Source organism: Nannocystis sp. RBIL2 (assembly GCF_026626745.1).
GTDB lineage: Bacteria > Myxococcota_A > Polyangia > Nannocystales > Nannocystaceae > Nannocystis.
Window position 1 is genome coordinate 5,171,169 of the sequence record NZ_JAPNJW010000001.1, and the last position, 15,847, is coordinate 5,187,015.

At 70.3% G+C, this 15,847-nt stretch carries 12 protein-coding genes; 4 read left to right on the forward strand and 8 right to left on the reverse strand.

The window, feature by feature from the left end; genetic code table 11:
- Position 1: 1 nt before the first annotated feature.
- The 5 genes from OV090_RS20525 to OV090_RS20545 form a co-directional block, all read right to left on the reverse strand.
- Positions 2-370 carry a hypothetical protein gene (locus tag OV090_RS20525; protein ID WP_267705594.1) on the reverse strand — a complete coding sequence of 123 codons (369 nt, stop codon included), beginning with the start codon at positions 368-370 and terminating at the stop codon, positions 2-4.
- On the reverse strand, positions 367-1,107 hold the full coding sequence (locus tag OV090_RS20530) for a hypothetical protein (protein WP_267705596.1): 741 nt from the start codon (positions 1,105-1,107) through the stop codon (positions 367-369). Before OV090_RS20530 ends, OV090_RS20525 begins: the two co-directional genes overlap by 4 nt.
- A gap of 127 nt (positions 1,108-1,234) precedes the next feature.
- Positions 1,235-1,528, reverse strand: a complete 294-nt coding sequence (locus OV090_RS20535; protein WP_267705598.1) for an acylphosphatase — start codon at positions 1,526-1,528, stop codon at positions 1,235-1,237.
- A 67-nt stretch (positions 1,529-1,595) separates the two neighbouring features.
- Positions 1,596-2,429 carry a hypothetical protein gene (locus OV090_RS20540; RefSeq protein ID WP_267705600.1) on the reverse strand — a complete coding sequence of 278 codons (834 nt, stop codon included), beginning with the start codon at positions 2,427-2,429 and terminating at the stop codon, positions 1,596-1,598.
- A 4-nt stretch (positions 2,430-2,433) separates the two neighbouring features.
- On the reverse strand, positions 2,434-4,077 hold the full coding sequence (locus OV090_RS20545) for a DUF5777 family beta-barrel protein (RefSeq protein ID WP_267705602.1): 1,644 nt from the start codon (positions 4,075-4,077) through the stop codon (positions 2,434-2,436).
- Between the two features lie 89 nt (positions 4,078-4,166).
- Here OV090_RS20545 and OV090_RS20550 point away from each other — a divergent pair, with 89 nt between their 5' ends.
- Complete coding sequence (locus tag OV090_RS20550) at positions 4,167-4,865, forward strand: hypothetical protein (protein ID WP_267705603.1); 699 nt, start codon at positions 4,167-4,169, stop codon at positions 4,863-4,865.
- Entirely contained in the window at positions 4,862-5,374 is a 513-nt protein-coding gene (locus tag OV090_RS20555) for a low molecular weight protein-tyrosine-phosphatase (RefSeq protein ID WP_267705605.1), read from the forward strand. The genes OV090_RS20550 and OV090_RS20555 overlap by 4 nt, the downstream gene beginning before the upstream one ends.
- Before the next feature lie 219 nt (positions 5,375-5,593).
- On the opposite strand, the gene OV090_RS20560 is transcribed toward OV090_RS20555, so the two are convergent.
- Both OV090_RS20560 and OV090_RS20565 read right to left on the reverse strand, forming a co-directional pair.
- The gene (locus tag OV090_RS20560) at positions 5,594-8,551 is read right to left on the reverse strand and encodes a topoisomerase DNA-binding C4 zinc finger domain-containing protein (protein WP_267705607.1); all 2,958 of its coding nucleotides are present in this window, start codon (positions 8,549-8,551) and stop codon (positions 5,594-5,596) included.
- Positions 8,552-8,874: 323 nt separating this feature from the next.
- Positions 8,875-9,597 carry a hypothetical protein gene (locus tag OV090_RS20565; RefSeq protein WP_267705609.1) on the reverse strand — a complete coding sequence of 241 codons (723 nt, stop codon included), beginning with the start codon at positions 9,595-9,597 and terminating at the stop codon, positions 8,875-8,877.
- A gap of 358 nt (positions 9,598-9,955) precedes the next feature.
- Between OV090_RS20565 and OV090_RS20570 the strand changes: the two genes are divergently transcribed.
- Together OV090_RS20570 and OV090_RS20575 are read left to right on the forward strand one after the other, a co-directional pair.
- Positions 9,956-12,133 (forward strand): hypothetical protein, encoded by a 2,178-nt coding sequence (locus tag OV090_RS20570; protein WP_267705611.1) that lies wholly within the window; start codon positions 9,956-9,958, stop codon positions 12,131-12,133.
- Between the two features lie 124 nt (positions 12,134-12,257).
- Entirely contained in the window at positions 12,258-13,052 is a 795-nt protein-coding gene (locus OV090_RS20575; RefSeq protein WP_267705613.1) for a hypothetical protein, read from the forward strand.
- Positions 13,053-13,146: 94 nt separating this feature from the next.
- On the opposite strand, the gene OV090_RS20580 is transcribed toward OV090_RS20575, so the two are convergent.
- Positions 13,147-15,573 carry an FG-GAP-like repeat-containing protein gene (locus tag OV090_RS20580; RefSeq protein ID WP_267705615.1) on the reverse strand — a complete coding sequence of 809 codons (2,427 nt, stop codon included), beginning with the start codon at positions 15,571-15,573 and terminating at the stop codon, positions 13,147-13,149.
- Positions 15,574-15,847: the final 274 nt, after the last annotated feature.

Here is a 15,847-nt window from a genome sequence, read left to right on the forward strand (position 1 = left end):
GCTACGCCGGCCCGATTCGCAGCAGCGCCCGCACCGCGCGGGCGTGATTGCGGGCGACCAGGAGCTCCTGTGCCCCGATCTGCAGACGCAAGTGGTAGTGGGACTTCACCCACAGGAGCTTCAGGCCGTCGTACCGCTGCGCCGCGCGCCGCACGTGGACCTCGCGGGAGTGTTTCAGGACCTGGAGGAGGCGCTCGTGGTTGCTGTCGTTCGCGCTCGTGTCGAGCCCGACCGCCCTGCCGGTGAAGTGGTACGTCGCATAGTAGAGCGCCGCGATCGCCAGGCGACGAGCGGCTTCGGTCGACTGCGCCGCCTGGGCGCGCTCGCAGTGCAGCAGCGCCTCGTCCCAGAGCTCCTCCGGGGTGATCATGCGCGGAGCTCCTCGAGCGGGATCTCGGGCCCGTAGACCGTGAAGACGACGCGACCGATGAGGTGTGAAGAGCCGCCCTGGACCGCGTCCACGACGTCGAGGAGCCCATCCTGGAGCTGATCCAGCTCCTCGTACGAACCCGCGTCCGTCCAGTAGTACAGCGCCAGGCGATCGTGGACGCCGTCGATCCCCACGATCGACGCGGCGAACGAGGCCACGCGTGCGCCGAGGAACGCCTCGATCGCCGATTGTCTGGCCTGCCAGCCGTCGACGAGCGCGTGCTTCGTCAAGAACTCCGGCGTCGGGTGATCCGAGCGACGCGCCGCGAACCACTCGAGCTCGCCGTGGCGGACTGCGATCTGCGCCGCGATCTCGGTCCGGGCTGCATCGAGCTCGCCCAGCGCTCGTTCGTCGAGGCTGGCCAGCACCTGCTTGGCCGGAGCGACCAGCCCTGCGTCGCCGAGGCCGGCCGCCAGGTTCAGCGAGATCTCCGGGGATACCGCCGGCAACGAGCGCCACAGCCCGAAGCCTCGTGCGGCCTCCGCTCGCGCCTCACGGGCCTTGCCGGCGAGCACCAGCGCGTTGTCGTAGGTGGTGGAAGCGATCAGGTTTCGCGGCTCGCGTGCGGCCTCCTGGGCCAGCTCGTGCAGCACTTCGGCCAGGAGCGCGCCGTGGTGGGCCTCGAAGCTACGCAGGCGCTGGCTCAGCGCGACCGACTTGAGCGCAGGGGCGGCCATGTTCGCGCGCAACGTAGCTCGAGCGCGCGGGGTCGTCCAGGCGACCGCGAGGCCCTCACGCGCGCCGCTCCAGCGTCGCGTTCGGCGGGACCACCAACTCGGCTTGGTGGCGCGACCCCCTCGCGACTCAGCGCAGCACGATGAAGCTGAGCGGCATCTCGGAGTCGACTGGTTCCCAGTCGACGTCGACCGCAGTCACGCGGGCCGAGGGCGGGCCTTTGCGGCACCAGTCGACCAGCGCCTCCACTCTCGCGCGGGTGCCCTGGGCGCGCAGTTCGACGCGGCCGTCGGGCAGGTTGCGGACCCAGCCGCGCAGGCCGAGGGCTTGGGCTCGGGCTTGCGCGCTGGCGCGGTAGTAGACGCCCTGGACGCGCCCGTCGACGCACACGAGCGCCTGGACCACTTCGAGCTCCTGTCCCATCGGTCCTGTCCTCGGTGTCCTGTGCCAACGACCATGTCCCGGAGACCATGTCCCCGGGACCATGTCCTCAGTCGTTCATCGCTCCCGCGGCGATCCACGCCTCGACCAGGTCGATCTTCGCGTCGTCCATCAGGCCCATGACCGGGGGCATCAGCGTGCCCGCGCCGCCCGCTTCCAGGAAGCCGCCGGCCAGCTTGAGGTACAGGTAGCTGGCGGCCGGGTCGCTGGGCTCGACCAGGTTGAGGTCGGTCGTCGGCGACTTGACGCCGACCAGCGCCCCGTAGGAGTCGCCCATCGGCATCTCGAGCATGCCGTTGGCGGCGCTCGGCGCGGAGAAGTGGCACGAGCAGCTGGCGTCGATGATCGCCTGCACGTTGGCGAACGTCGGCTCGGCGGGTTCGCCGGTGGTGTCGGTCCCGCCGGTGTCGGTGTCGGTGTCGGTGTCGCCGCCGGTGGCGGGCGGCCCGCCGCCCTCGAACTCGGCGCCGCCGATCCACGACAGGATCACCTGGTTGTTCGGGTTCAGGAAGTCGTTGTCGGCCGGCATGCGCGGCACCGTGCGGGTGAGGCCGAGGCTCGACAGCAGCGCGTCGGGCAGCATCACGATCGCCAGGTACGAGTTCGCGGTGTCGCCGAGCGTCACCAGCGGCACGCCGTTGATCTCGCCGGTGAGGATGCCGTCGAGCTCGTCGCCGGCGAGCACCGGCAGGGTCGCGCCGGGCGAGTGACAGCCGCCCTTGCCGCAGCTGGCCTCGAACGCCTCGCGCACGGCCGGCGGCACGCCGCCGCCGCCGCCGCCGCCGCTGCCCTCGGTCTCGATCGCCTCGAGCTGGTTGCAGCCCGCGAGCAACGTCGTCGTCGCCAGGGCGAGGGACACGGACTTGGATGTCTTCCGGGACATGTCGTTACAGGCTCCACTTGCGGCTGAGGTTGAAGCCGAAGAAGAAGTTGCCGCGGTCGCTGAACGGGTTCTTGCTCTGACCGCCGGGGGCGTACAGGTTGGTGTGGATCTCGCGGGTGTTGGTGATGAAGATCTGGAAGAAGTGCTTGCCGGTGTTGACCGAGCCGCCGATCGCCCACGAGCCGATGTTGCTGCCGTTCCGGTCGGCGTTGCCGCCGCGGTAGAAGAACACGTCGGCGGGGATCGGCAGGTGGTACTCGAGGTCGATGCCCCAGCGCTTCTTCTGGCCGAGCCACACCGTCGAGGCGATGCCGATGCCGAGCGTGCCGCGCTTGTCGCGGACCTTGACCGGCCCGGCGACGTCGTCGTCAGGCAGGTCGACCTGCACGTTGGCCGAGTGGTTGGTGCGCAGGTGGTAGCCGACCGTCAGCTGCGTGCTCCAGCGGTCGAACCACAGCCGGCTGAGCAGCAGCTGGAAGTTGCCGGCCCACGGGTTGGCGGTGTTGCTCGGGAAGTCGCGCAGGTACTCGACCGACGCGTAGCCGCCGAAGCTCAGCTTCTTGCCGTCCTCCTGGCGGATCGGGATGTACTTGGTGCCGAGCTCGTAGCCCTTGCGCGAGTTGGTGCGCCGGATCAGCACGTCCCAGCCGTTGAGGATGCCGTAGGCGAAGCCGTACGAGATGTTGGCGCCGGCGTCGAGGCCGAACGCGCCGCGCTCGGCGCCGACCTGACCGAAGCGGTGGTCGATGCGGAACTCGAAGGTCCGCCGCCCGAGCGTCGTCGTCGTCGGCAGGTTGATCTGGAACGTGCCGTGGAACGGCGGCTTGCCGCGCTCCTTCTCCGCCGGCTTGTCGTCGCCGCCGGCGTCGGCCGGCCCCTCGCTCGGACCCTCGCTCGGCTCCGCCGCGGCGCCGTCGCTCGGCGTCGGCGTCTCGACCGCCGCGCCCGCGCTTGACTCGCCGAGCGCGACGATCCACGAGCGCACGAGCTCCATCTCCTTGGCGTTCAGCGGGTCGTCGCCCATCGGCATGACGTCGCCCTTGATGCCCTTGTGGCCGGGCACCAGCTTGGCGACGAGGTAGCTGCTTTCGGGGTCGCCGGGCACGACGAAGCGCTTGCCCGACTCCTTCGACTTGTCGCGCGACAGGTGCGACAGGTCGCCGACCAGCACGACCTCGCTGCCGCCCGCCTCGTGGCAGGCGCTGCACTTGTCGTCGAACAGCTTGCGGACCTTGACCTCGAGGTCGGCTGCCTTCTTGTTGCCGGCCGCGCCGCCGCTGCTGGCCGAAGGGCCAGGTGCCGGCGCGGCCGCGGGCGCCGGCGCGGTCGTCGGCTTGAGGCCGGCGATCCACTCCTTGAGCACCTTCTTCTGCGCCGCGGGCAGCGAGTCACCCGGCGGCATCGCCTCGCCGGCGATGCCCTTGGTGCCCATGACCTTGGCGTAGAGGTAACTGGCGTCGGGGTCGCCAGCGACGACCATCGGTTTGCCGTTTGCCTTCGACTTCACCGAGGTCAGCCGTGAAGGTGACCCCGCGAGCGAGACCTCGTCGGCGCCATCATCGTGACAGGCGGTGCAGCTGTCTTCGAAGATCGCCTTGACCTTCGCCTCGAGGTCAGGGGCCGGCGCGAGGGCCGAAACGACAGCCATAACGAGTGGTGCTGCAGGCACGAGCATGTGCGTCAACCGTGAGTGTTACCACAATGCGCGGCGCAGGACTCTCCGATAATATCCGCGCCATGCGCCCACCTTTCTCCCGGCTCGTCCTCGCGTCGCTGACGCTCCTCGCGTGCAACACGAACCCGGAGTCGGCGACGAAGGACGCGCCCGTCGTCGCCGGCAAGACCGACGCCCCGGAGAGCAAGGGCGCGCCGCCGGCCGACGCCAAGGTCGCCCAGCCGCCCCCGTCGACCGAGACGAAGACGGCTGGTGACCCCGCGACACCTCCGCCCGGCGACGCCAAGGTCCCCGAGGACACCAAGACCGACGCCGCCGCGACCGCGGGTGAGGCCGCTCCGCCGGCGCCCGCGGCCGATCCCGCCGCTGCCGCCGAAGCCAACAAGAAGCTGCTCGACGAGGCAAAGGCGAAGAAGACGTCCGATACGCGCGCCAAGAAGGCGCTCGAGGAGGCCGAGAAGGGCGGCGCCACCGTGCGCGAGCTGGCCGAGTCCGCCAACGCCCGCGGCGAGGCGCTGTTTGACGAGCCCGAGCGGGCCGCCGCGTTCTTCACGTGGGCCAAGGACAAGGACACCACGTACCCCGAGCCGGTGTTCAACCTCGCCAAGCAGAGCGCCAACGCCGGCGAGGTCCCGCAGACCGTCGAGCTGCTCAAGGAAGTGTCGAAGCGCGGCGGCAAGAAGCTGCTCAAGCAGGTCGGCTTCGACCCGACGTTCGAGATCGTCAAGGACGACGCCGAGGTGCAGAAGCTGATCAAATGAGCGCGCGTCCGGTCGGCGTCCTGTTCGTCTGCTACGCCAACATCGTCCGCTCGCCCCTGGCCGCCGCAGTGTTCACGCGGCTCGCGGACGAGCGCGGCGTCGCGGGGCGCTTCCGCATCGACAGCGCGGGCGTGGCCGCCGACGCCGGCAACCCCGCCCACGCGGGCAGCGTCCGCGTCGCCGCCGACCACGGCCTGACGCTGACCCACTCGAGCCGCCTGCTGCGCCGCGACGACCTGTTCGACTTCGACGAGGTCCTGCTGCTCGACCGCCTGGTCGCCTCCGAGCTGCGCCGCCTCACCGCCGGCTCCGCGTTCGGCCCGATCGCCGGCCCCGGCCGACAGGCGCGCATCCGCCTGCTCGCGTCGCTCGCCGACCCCAGCGCCCGCGGCGCCGACCTCGACGTCCCCGACCCCGTCCGCGGCGGCCCCGAGGGCTTTCTCTCGGCGTACCGGCAGATCGCTCGCGCCTGCGCGGCGCTGCTCGACGACCTGTCCGTCAAGACATAAACGTCGAGACCTGCTTCAAGGGGCATGCCCGATCGGTCATGTCTCTCCTAAAAAGAAGATGCTCGGAAGGACATGCTCGAAGGAGCATACGGCGAGCGACCCGCCGGGCGCCTCGTGCTCCTCACTCCGTCGCGCAGCGCCGGCGCCAGCCGTGCGGTCGCACGCCTGCGCCTCGCAGAGCTGAGGCGTGCCGCCCGGGCGCCTCGCGGCGCCCGTCGCTCAGTTGCGCAGCGCCGGCGCCTTCTCGGGCGCGGCCGCGGGCGCCGCGACCACGGTCGCGGGCTTGTTGTCGCCTGCGGCCTTGTCGGCGAGCGCGTCCGGGTGGATCTCGAGCTCGGCGAGCCCGCCCGGGATCAGCAGCTCCGCCACCGGCGTGCCCTCGGCGATCACGCGGCCGTCACGGCGCTTGAGCACCACGGGCGGGTGGGCCTTCTCGTGAGCGCTCAGCAGCTTGCTGAGCGCCGCCTGCTTCTCCTCGTCGAGGGCCGTCCAGGCCAGGCGGCCGCGGCACTTGGGGAACTTCGAGCAGCCGAGCCACGGGCCGCGCTTGCCCATGCGCAGGTTGAGCGCCGCGCCGCACTTCGGGCACGGCACGTCGACCTCGAGCGCCGGGGGCGTCGGCAGCTTGACGCCCTCCTTCTTGTCGAGGTTGATGACGAACTTCGTGTGCGGGAAGTTGACCGACGCGAGGAACGGGCCGAAGCGGCTGTTGCGGAGCTCCATGTCGGAGCCGTCGTCGGGGCAGACCATGTCGACGCGCTCCGGCAGCAGCGGCCGGCCGTCGCGGGTGATCGGCGCCGCGTAGTCGCACTCGGGGTAAGTCGTGCAGGACAGGAAGCGGCCGTTCTTGCCGAACCGGTAGCAGGTCGGCGACCCGCACTTCGGGCACTTGTAGATCGCCGGCTGCGCCTCGGCCTTGGCGTGCGTCATCGTGTCGCTGGCGATGTCGAGCGAGCGGCGGAAGCCGCCGTAGAAGCGCTCGAGCATCTTCTGCCAGTCGGCGCCCTTGTCCTCGATCTCGTCGAGCTGGGCCTCCATCGCCCGCGTGTAGCCGACGTCCATCAGGTCCTTGAACGCCTCGACCAGCTTGTCGGTCACGACCTCGCCGAGGTCGGTGGCGTAGAAGCGGCGGTCGAGCTGCTCGACGTACTTGCGCTCCTGGATGACCGAGATGATCGACGCGTAGGTCGACGGTCGGCCGATGCCCTCGGCCTCGAGCGTCTTGACCAGCGACGCCTCGGTGTAGCGCGGCGGCGGGCTCTGGAACTTCTGCTGCGGCTCGATCGAGAACGCCCCGAACGCCTGGCCCTCGCCGAGCGTCGGCAGCGTCTGCTCGTCGGTCGCCTGGACCCCGAGCACCTTGAGGAAGCCGTCGAACACCAGGGTGCGGCCGGTCGCGCGGACCACCGCGCCGGTCGGCTTGTCGGCGCGCTCGAACATCACCGCGGTCGCGTCCCACTGCGCCGGCGTCATCTGGCACGCCACCGTGCGCGACCAGATCAGCGAGTACAGCTTGAACTGCTCGTCGGTCAGCGCCTCGCGCAGGTCCTCCGGGCGGCGGCTGATGTCGGTCGGCCGGATCGCCTCGTGGGCCTCCTGCGCGTCCTTGTTCGACGACGTGTAGATGTTGGGCTTCTCGGGCAGGTAGGGCTCGCCGAAGCGGGACTCGATGAAGCCGCGGATCTGCGTCAGCGCCTCGGCCGACAGCGCGGTCGCGTCGGTGCGCATGTACGTGATGAGACCCACCTGGCCCTCGCCCGGGATGGCGATGCCCTCGTACAGCTGCTGCGCCGCCCGCATGGTCCGCTGGGTCGTGAAGCCGAGCTGATTGGCGGCGGCGATCTGCAGCGACGAGGTGATGAACGGCGCCAGCGGGCGCGAGCTGGTCCGCTTGGTCTCGACCGACTTGACGCGGTAGCGCGCCGACGGGTCGAGGGCGCCGGTGATCGTGCGCAGCGTCCTCTGCGGGCCCTTGCCCTCCGGGTTGTCGCGCGCGGTCGCCTTGACGTCGACCAGGCCGACGGCCTCGACCACGCGGGACACGTCGCCGGACAGGTCGCGCGGCGCGGTCGAGACGGCCGTCATCGAGAACTTCTCGCCGCCGAGCTCGACCAGCTCCGACTCGATCGCCGCGTGCTGCGACATCCAGGTGTTCTGCGACTTGAGGGTCGGGCCCTTGCCCTTCTCGTCGACGGTGGCGAGGAACGTGGTCCACGCCGACGCCAGCGGCGCGGCCTGGGTCGGGTCGACGCACAGGCGGACGGTGACCTCCCAGCGCTCGTCGGGGACGAAGGCCGCGATCTCTCGCTCGCGCTCGACGATCAGCTTGACCGCGACCGACTGCACGCGCCCGGCCGACAGCCCGCGCGCCACCTTCTTCCACAGCAGCGGCGACGCCTGGTAGCCGACGATGCGGTCGAGGATGCGGCGCGCCTGCTGGGCGTTGACCTTGTTGACGTCGATCGGCCGCGGGTTGGCGAACGCGCGGTGCACGGCCTGCTGCGTGATCGCGTTGAACACCACCCGGCGGGCGGCTTGCGGCGGGATGCGCAGCTCCTCCGCGAGGTGCCAGGCGATCGCCTCTCCCTCGCGGTCCAAGTCCGTTGCGAACCACACCTGCGACGCGTTCTTCGCCAGCCGCTTGAGGTCGGCGACGGTCTTGCTCTTATTGGTCAGGACCACGTAGGTCGGGCGGAAGCCGTGCTCGAGATCGACCCCGGGCACCGGCTGCTTGGCGCCCTTCTCCGACTTGGTCGGCAGGTCGCGGATGTGGCCGACCGACGCCTGCACCACGAAGTTCGAGCCGAGGTACTTGTTGATCGTCTTGGCCTTCGCGGGGCTCTCGACGATCACCAGCTGCTTCCCGCGCGCCGACGCGCCCTCGGCCTCGTCGCTCTCCTCGAGCGCGGCCTCCGGCGCTTCCTTGGGCTCCTTGGGCGCCTTCGTCGCCTTGGGCGCCTTCGTCGCCTTGGGCGGCTTGGCCGCCTTGGGCGTCGCGGCCTTCGCCGCTTTCTTCGCCGGCGCGGGCTTCTTTGCGGCGGCCTCGGCAGCCTTCGGTTTGGCTTTCGGCTTCGCCGGCGTGGCCGCCTCGGTCGCCTTCGCCTTCACCTTGGCGACCTTGCGGGTCTTGGTGGGGGCGTCGGTCTTGGTGCCGTCTGCAGAAGAAGCTCGCGCCATGGGGGTCACGTGTGAGACGAGATACAGGAAGGAGGGGCAATAAAAAAGCCCCGGACCTGGCACCGCCAGGTCCACCGGAGCCTACCTCTTTAATAGAAGCCTCACGGCGGCGCCAGCGAGACGCGAATGCCGACGCACGAAAGCGACGGGCGCGGACTGGCGGTCCGAGCGCGAGTTCAGGTCCGGGACCGGAGCATTGGCCCCCTGGAGTGGCGGTGCAAGATCTCGGCGCGCGGATCTGATCGTGCGATCTCGTCGCGCCGGTCGCCTTGCTCGACGCCTCCGGCGATCTTACGCGCGGGCGCGCGACGCGGCCGCGGCGCTCACACGCCCGGCGCGCCGCCGGTGCAGCGCGGCACGTAGTCGGGGTTCTTCATCTCGCACACGTCCTCGACGCACGGGCAGCCGAGCAGGTAGCAGAAGCCGCGCGAGCTGGCGACGCCGAGCTGCTCGATGCAGTCGCGCAGGCTCTTCGGATCGTTCTGCGAGAAGACCGTGCAGCCCGCGGCGACCGGGTCCTGGTTGGTCGCGTGCTGACCGCCCCAGCCGGAGCGCATGGCGAGGATGTCGGAGCCGTTGGCCCCGCGCCACTTGCCGTCGACCATGATGCAGTCGCGGGCCGGGTCGAGCTCCTGCGTCTGGCAGCACTGCGAGCCCATGCAGATCTCGTTGATCGTGTCCGTGTCCCACTTCGGGTTGCACGGCACGGGGCAGCCGTTGACGAGCGGGCTGTCGAAGTCACCCGTCTTCACGCACATGCCCTGGGTGCTGAGCGCGTTGTTGTTGTCCGAGAACAGCGGGGCGCCGTACCGCTCGTTGCTGACCCCGTCCATGTAGTAATTCGGGATCTTGCCGCCGACGGCCGCGGGATCGTCCGAGCAGCACGTCTCGTCGCCCGGGCAGCCGTTGTCGCCTTGCGCGCTCGCCTGGGCCGGGTTGCAGCGGAACGACGGGATATCGAGCTCCGGCTCGAAGCACGCGACCGAGGTCACGGCGCCCACGCTAAACAGGACGGCGTAGGTCAGGGCAGTCTTGAGGAGGTTCAACGCGGTCTCCTTGCGGCAGCGTCAACGTGGCACATCCGGCCACAGCTTGTAAAGCATCCGTCGCGCGCGCCCGCCTGCGCCACCTCGCACACGGCAGGCTCCTCGCACACGCCGCCCCTGCAGCCGTCGCCGCCGTACACGTCGCCGCGTACACGTCGCCACGCACCCGCCGCCGCATGGGGTGATGGATGGCGTGGACGGCGTGGCGCGTACCGTCCGTGTGTCCACTTCTTCACCACGGACCGCGCTGCGACGCACGTGTGACGCTGTCTTCGCGCGCGTGGCCCAGGAGACGGTCTGGCCGGGTTCTGGCCAGGCTTTTGGCAGTTTCCCCGCAGCCGGCTATCCTCGGTCCACCATGCCAGTATCGCTGGGTCGCGGGGCCTCGCCCCGGCTCGTGCGCGCGCGACCGCTTGCGGTCCGCTGGAGCGCGTTTTTCGCCCTCTGTCTCGCCTGCTCGAGCACCCCGCCTGCGGATCTCCCCTCCGCACCTGCGCCCCAGGTCCCCACTGGAGCCGCCGCCAGCGCCGCGCCGCAGCCCAGCGAACCCGCGGCGCCGCCCGCCGCCCTGGTGTTCCCCAAGACCAGCCAGCGCGAGCAGTCCGCTGGCCACGCGTGGGTGTTCGAGGGCCCGGGCGCCGAGCCGAAGCGGCAGGAGATCGCCGCGGTCGAGGCCGCCGGCTACACGGTGATCGACCTCAGCAACAGCTGGGTGCCGTACATCTTCAGCGAGAAGACGGTCGCAGTCGACGACGCGCAGCCCAACGACTACCGCAAGCGCTACGTCGACCTCGCCAACAACCGCGTCGACGCCGACGGCGAGGCGCTCGACAAGCACGAGCGCAACTTCCTCGAGCTGTACGGCATCCCGCCGACGCTGCAGGTCGTCGCCGGCGAGTGGCGCGCCGTCGACGGCGAGATCGGGCCGTGTCTGCAGGCCGCCGGGTTCGACCCCGAGGTCCTGCGCGCGTGGACCGGCGGCGGCATCGCGTACGCCGACAAGAAGATGGGCGACGCCCGCAAGCTCGCGCGGCTGAAGGCCTCGCTCGAGAAGGACCTGAAGAAGGCCAAGCTCGACCCCGCCGACCTCGAGCAGGCCAAGGGTCACCCGAAGCTCGGCCGCGCCTACGACAACTGGCGGGCGCTGCAGAGCAAGGTCGACGTCATCGACCACGCCCAGCGTCGGCTCCGCTGCGAGAAGATGTTCCAGTCGGCCGAGGGCGAGGGCACCTACACCAAGGGCGAGTTCGACTCGGCGACCACCCACGCGCTGGCGCAGTTCGAGAAGAAGCACGCGATCATGGGCTGGGGCCACTTCACGCGCGAGAACCTCGAGGCCCTCGCGCGCACGCAGGACGAGAGCGCCCACCGCCGGCTGCTGCGGGTCGTCGAGGAGCGCGTCGTCTCGGGCGCGGCGATCCTCGAGGACGGCAGCGCCGCGCGCTGGAAGCCGAAGTTCCGCTGGAAGGACCGCCGCGGCGAGGAGCAGCCGCTGCGCGACGTCGTGCGCGAGTCGGTCGACGCCGCCGTCGCCGCCCTCGACCTCGGCACGCCCGAGAGCGCCCGACGTCAGCTCGACAAGCTCAGCGAGCTCGGCGGCGGCAACTTCGAGGACCTGCTGGTCGCGGTCAAGCTGCCGCCGCGACCCGACTACTACCTCGAGGACATGACCTACGAGGTCGTCATCGACCGCGGCGACGTCTGGTACGACTTCCCGTTCGACAGCACCGGCAAGCGCCTGTCGCAGCCGCGCGAGCGCTACCCGCACATCACCGTCTACACCGTCTACGAGGGCCAGAAGATCCCGCTGATCCACTGGCGCACCACGATCGGCTCGTGGCGCAGCGAGCTGTACAACGGCGGCGAGTACTACAAATACAAGGACTCCGACGTAGGTCCGCGCGTGTGGAAGGAGATCGTCGCGGCGCCGGTGTGGATCCCGCCGGCGACCACGCCGCCGCGCGAGCTGGTGCGCCGCAAGTGGAAGGACGGCCGGGTCCGCACGGTCGTCAACAACGCCGAGTTCGGGCCCAGCTACACCTCGGCCTACGGCCTGGTCGCGGCCTACCACATCAAAGAGATCAAGAACCCCGACGGCACCCTCAAGGCCGACTTCGACAACTCGATCCGGACCCACGGCAGCGTCGACTACATGTCGATCCTGCGCCGCTACTCGCACGGCTGTCACCGCCTCTACAACATGTCGGCGGTGCGACTGTTCTCGTTCATCCTCGGCCACCGGCAGTTCGTGCGCGAGGGCCAGATCAAGCTCGGGTTTTCCCGCGAATTCGTCCACGAGGACCAGACCTTCAAGATCGCCCTCAAGACCCGCGGATATCGTTACAAGCTCGTGCAGCCGATCGCCGTCGACGTCGCCGAGGGCCGGATCAAGGGCACGCGGCAGAAGCCGATCGAGGGCTACATTCCCAAGCCGAGCGACACCCCTGCCCCCGCTGACGGCCCGGCCGCCGAGGCCGCGCCAGGACCTGCCGAGGCCGCTGCGCCTGCCGAGAACAACGTACAGAGTCCTAGTTGATGTGGGTTAGCGCACCCACCCCGATGTCCTCGCCGCTGCCCTCGCGTGCTGCATGCTTCGCGCGGCGCGCCGGTCCTCTGTTCGCGCTTGCTGAGGCGCCGGCCCGGGAGCAAGATTCCGCGCCGTGCAGCGCAACCTCTCGACCGGCTTCGAAGACAGCTACCGTCGTCACCTCGTCGTCGAGCAACGCAAGGCCGTGCTCGAGACCATCGCCCGCGAACTGAACCCGACGACGACGCTCGGTGACATCGTCGACGCCGCGCAAGAGCTCGGTTGGGGCGACGCGATGGGCGAGCTGTCGCTCGGCGAATTCGCTGAGGCCCTGCTCGGCGGCGAGGTCGCGGCGCCGGCGGTGCCGCCCGCGGTCGCCGACGCCGGCGAGCCCGAGGAAGAAGAAGAGGAAGAGGTCGAGGCGTTCGCCGAGGAGCCCGAGGACGAGGACGAGGAAGAAGAGGAAGAAGAGGACGACGACGACCTCAGCGAGACCGAGGAGGACGTCGCGCCGCCGCCCCCGCCCAAGGCCAGCAAGAAGGCCAAGGCCGTCGCGAAGAAGGCCGGCAAGGCCGCCAAGGGCAAGGGCGGCCGCGTCGCCCCGACCCAGACCGCGCTGCCCAACATCCCCGCCGCGCCGGCCAAGAAGGGCGCCGGGGGCGGCAAGAAGCTGAGCAAGAAGGCCGCCAAGAAGGCCGCCATGTACGTCGCGGCGATGCAGGACGACAGCGACGCGATGAACCTCGACCAGGCCGCCAAGCTGCTGGTCCCGATCGTCCGCAAGCTCAAGGAGGCGACCATGCAGGACCTCGAGGAGCAGACCGGCATGGGCCGTCGCAAGCTGCGCTTCCACATCGGCCAGCTGGTCAAGCACGGCCGCCTCAAGCGCCACGGCATGGGCCGCGGCACCTGCTACACCGTCAAGTGACCTGTCCCTCGGGGCAGCCGCTCGCAGGCTGCCCCGAAAGACAGCCTGTCCCGAAAGCCAGAAGGCGAGCCTCCGCGCTCGCCTTCGTCGCTTTCTATCCCGGCAGCGGGCACTGACCGGTGCCGCTGGCCGAGTTGTTGTCGACCCGGCACTCGTGCCACGCGTGCATCGGCATCGCGTCGTCGACGACCACCCACACCACGGACGACCCGTCGAGCACCCCCGGCGGCGCGTTCGGCAGCAGCAGCGTCACGTCCTCGGCCTCGGCCGGGTACAGCACCTTGGTCGTCACCCCGCTCCCGAGCAGCGTCCCGCCGTTCATCGGGTCGCCCTCGAAGAAGTGGACCGGCACCCCCGCCGGCACCGACGCCTCGCCGATGTTGCGCACGCGGCCGACCAGCCCGTACGGGTCGGGCTCGCACGACAGGCGCAGGTCGACGATGAGGTCGGGCGCCGCGAACTCGCCCTCCGGCTGGACGTTCTGGCGATAGTTGTTGAGCCCGGGCGTCAGCCAGTTGGTCGGCTCGATCGCCGGGATCTTCCCGCCCTCCTCGGTGTTGGTCACGTGGTACGCGTGCTGGTTCCACACCCGCCGCGTGCGCACCCACTGGCCCTCGCTGTCGCCGAAGATCCGCACGCCCGTCTGCTTGGTCCCGTCGCAGGTGATGCCCGAGTAGTTGTTCGACACCGCGACGATGTCCGCGTGGCCGTCGCTGTCGACGTCGGCGATCACCGGGTACTCCTGCAGCGTGCCGGTGGTGTTGCAGGTGCTCCACAGCTCCTCGCCGTCGCTGCCGCGGTAGACGCGGAGGCGGATCTCGTCGGAGTAGACCACCTCCGCGCTGCCGTCGCCGTCGAAGTCGAACACCGACGAGCCGGTCGACGCCGACGAGCAGTCGCGCGTCTGCTTGATCCACATGAACGTGTCCTCGTCGGCGACGTTCGGGTCCATCAGCTTCTTGCCGTCGAACACCGCGTAGCCGACCCCGCCCGCGACCGCGACGTCGGGCGTGCCGTCGCCGTTGAAGTCGGCGATCGTCGGCGGCCCGCCGCCGCGGAGGTTGCCGGCCGAGCCCTCCGGACACAGGTCGGGCGACAGCGCCCCGTTGATGTCGATGCCGGCGCGGAGGATCTGCGCCCCGCCCATCGCCTGCGGGTCGTGGCGCCACAGCAGCAGGTGGTGCGGCACGGTCATGCTGTTGGCGTTCGAGATCACCGCGACCTCCGGCTTGCCGTCGAGGTCGAGGTCGGCGATCGCGGGATAGGTCCCTTCGAGGCCGGTCGTCGCCAGCACCCCGCCGGCCGCGTTGAAGGCCCCGCGCGAGTAGACGATGTCGAGCTGACCGTCGCTGTCGAGGTCGGCCGCCATGTTGTGGCCGCCGACGCCGAGCATCAGCTCGGTCGCCCCGGTCGCCCCGTCGAGCACCGCCCCGGGCACGATGACCTCTGGCTTGCCGTCCTGGTCGAGGTCGGCGATCGACACGAAGTGACAGGCGCCGCTGTACGTCGAAGTCCACAGCGGCTGGCCGTCGCCGGTGAACGCCCGCGTCTTGCCGGTGGTCGAGCAGGCCACCAGCTCGTTGCCCGGCAGGCCGTCGATGTCGCCGCCGGCGAGCTCGCGCCCGGGCGCGATCGGGTCGACCATCCCGGCGTTGTAGGTCCACTTCTCGACGATCTCGCCGCCGACGATCGAGATCACGCGGATCGTCCCGTTCTCCTGGTACACCCCGCCGACGAAGGTGGTGAACGCGATCTCGGGGATGTCGCGCTCGTCGACGATCGCGTCGCAGTTGTCGTCGTCGAGCTGCACGACGATCGGCGTCATCATCACTGTGCCGGCGTCCCAGTGGTACTTGACCGACGGCGTGAACTGGCCGGCGCCCGGGATGTACTGGCAGGTCGCCAGGCACGTCGGCGGGTCGCCCGGGTCCTCGCCCTCCATGCACTTCGGCGGCGACGGCAGGCACTTGCCGGTGGCCGGCACGATCCCGCCCATGCACATCTCGTCGCCGCCCATCATCGCCGGCTCGCCGAGGCTGTACTCGCAGTACTCGTCGTCGCCGCACTCGCTGGCGTCGATGCACGCGTCGCCCGGCGTCACGCAGGTGTTGAACGAGCAGATGTCGCCCTGCGGACAGCACACGTCGCCGCACGCGTGGTCCTCGTCGGGGCAGCACTCCTCGCCGATGCACACGCCGCCCTTCGCCTCGCAGTCGGCCGGGCACACGCCCGCGGTCGTCTCGCCGGTGCTGCTCGTCGTCGTCGCCACGCCGGTCGACGTCGGCTCGCCGGTGGTCGCCTCGCTGGCCGACTCGCTCATCCCGCCCTCGCTCGTCGACGTCGGCGCGGTCGTCGTCGTCGCCGCCTCCGTGTCCGTCCCGGTCGGCGCGCTCGCCCCGGTCGTCGTCAGGCTGCCCGTCATCGTCAGCCCCGCGCTGTCCGTCCGCCCGTCGTCACCACACCCGCTCAGCGCGCCGCACAGCGCGGTCGTCCAGCCCAGTCCCCGCAAGCTCGTCATCATGCCGCGCAAGGTACAGACGCCCCCGCGATCGGGGCAAGCCGAGCGACGCGCGCGTCCTCTTGCACACCGCGTCCCCTGCGCCGCTCGATAACGATCGACGAAGCCCGCGACACCGCGATGACGCGAACGTCCTAGCGATCCGTCACCGCTTCTTCATGTCTCGAAGGCCAGGTTGATTCGGCACCGAGCTGCGCTCTGCCTCGCGACGACCTCGCACTCGAGCGCCCATAACATGTCCATCGAGACAGGTTATCGAAGTACGCGACTTCGCCGC